This is a genomic window from Actinoplanes sp. NPDC048791, from assembly GCF_040650095.1.
Classification (GTDB): domain Bacteria; phylum Actinomycetota; class Actinomycetes; order Mycobacteriales; family Micromonosporaceae; genus Actinoplanes.
Genome location: NZ_JBEZGQ010001361.1, coordinates 1 through 1,870 on the forward strand (window position 1 = coordinate 1; position 1,870 = coordinate 1,870).

The following is a 1,870-nucleotide window of genomic DNA, read 5'->3' on the forward strand; positions in this document are numbered from 1 at the left end:
GGACGGTCTACGACGCTGAGCAGGTGACCGCCGGGGTCGGTGCCGGACCGGTGCCGACGAAGCCGAACGTGGCGCTCGCTCCGGGGGCCAGGGCGCCGTTGTGGGCGGCGTTGCGGACCGTCGCCGTCGAGCCCGACGTGGTCAGCGTGCCGTTCCACAGCGAGGACACCGCCGTGCCCGCCGGGTTGGTCCAGGTGGCCGTCCAGCCGCGGGTGGCCGCCGTACCGGTGTTCTTGATCGTGACCTCGCCCTGGAAGCCGCCGGACCAGATACCCGTCTGGGCGTAGGTGGCCGTGCACGTGCCGGACGGCACGGGCGGGGTGGACGCCGAGGGCGAGACCGACGCCGACGGGGAGGCCGAGCCGGTGGGGTCGGTGCCGCCGCCGTACCGGGCGGCCAGGCTGATGCCGGTGGTGCTGCCCGCGCCGCCCAGCGCGACCTGGTGGTCCAGGCTGACGAACTTGCCGCCGTACTGCCACAGGGCCGGCTTGAGCAGGGCGTACTTCTGCTCGTCCCAGGTCTTCCAGTCGTCGAGCAGCAACCCGCCGGTGTCGCCGGAGTTGGGGTTGAGCACCCAGAACGTCTGGTGCAGGTGCTTCTCCACGATCAGGTCCCGCAGGGCGGTCATCCACTTGTCCTGCCGCGGGTCCTGGCCCAGCCGGCCACCCCACTCGCCGACCAGCAGCGGCGCGGTGCCGGAGTCGTGCACGTAGAGCCAGTTCGGCGTCCACACGTCGGTGGTCAGCGAGGCCTTGTCGAACGCCTTCTGGAACCACGGCTGGTCGAACACCAGCGGCCCGTAGTCGTGCGGTGAGTAGACCAGCTGGTCCTGGTTGGCCCCCAGGTTGATCGGGTACTCGGCGACGCCGCGCAGGTTGCCGCCCCACCAGGTGTTGTGGAAGTTGGAGCTCAGGTCCGGGTTGGTGTTCGGCGAGGACCAGGTCGAGCCGGCCTTCGGGTACACCTGGATGCCCTCGACCAGCACCAGCACCTTGGGGTTGATCGCCAGGATCCGCTTGGCCGCGGTCTCGGCCACGTACTTCCAGTTGTCGGCGTCGGTGGAGCTGTCCCACTTGGCCCGGACAGTCTCGTTCTGCGCGCCGTGCGGCTCGTTCTTGATGTCCATCGCGACCAGCGTGTCGTCGCTCTTGTAGCGCGCGGTCACCCACTCCCAAGCCTGGTAGAAGTTCTCCGTGGTGACGGTGCCCTTCCACCACACCGGGTGGTTGTGGCCGGAGTTGTCGGCCTCGGCGCTGTGCACGTCGAGCAGGACCTTCATGCCGTACTGGCGGCAGAGCGCCAGGAACGCGTCGAAGACCTGCAGGGTGGTCTTGCCGGTCAGCTCCGGATTGGCGTACGTGTTGACGCCGGAGGCCACGGCGGCCTGCCCGGCCTTCCACTCCAGCAGCAGCTGGGTCGAGATCGGCACCCGGACGATGTTGATGCCGCGGTCGGCCATGGACTTGGTGACCTCGGTGAGGTTCGCCGACCACAGTCCGTGGAAGACGCGCTCACCGGCGTTGAAGCCGAACCAGTTGGTCCCGGTGAGCCAGACCGGGTTGCCGGCTTCGTCGACGATCTGGTTGCCGCTGACGTGCAACCAGTCCTCGGCCGGGGCGGCGGCCGCGGCCGAGGAGGTGCCGGTGCCGGCGAACCACAGCAGCGGGGCGGCGAGGACGGCCGCCGCAGCCACGGCGAGCCGCCGTTTGTTTCGGGTGGAGATCATGCGCGGGTTTCCTCCGAAGGGGGACGACGAGGAGAGTGGTGGGAGCGCTCCCACGCACAGCATGGAACATCGACGAAACCAAATCCAGTGTTTCGCGGTCAGAAAACCTTCCGGAGCGCGGCCGCCTGTCCGCTCAGGTAGTCC

At 69.2% G+C, this 1,870-nt stretch carries 1 protein-coding gene; it reads right to left on the reverse strand.

The window, feature by feature from the left end; genetic code table 11:
* Positions 1 to 7 precede the first annotated feature (7 nt).
* On the reverse strand, positions 8 to 1,726 hold the full coding sequence (locus tag AB0C29_RS46315) for a cellulase family glycosylhydrolase (RefSeq protein WP_360834463.1): 1,719 nt from the start codon (positions 1,724 to 1,726) through the stop codon (positions 8 to 10).
* Between the last annotated feature and the right edge of the window lie 144 nt (positions 1,727 to 1,870).

Bases quoted from the DNA above. Each gene is read 5' to 3' on its own strand.
- AB0C29_RS46315 (WP_360834463.1), bottom strand. From the start codon at position 1,726: ATGATCTCCACCCGAAACAAACGGCGGCTCGCCGTGGCTGCGGCGGCC.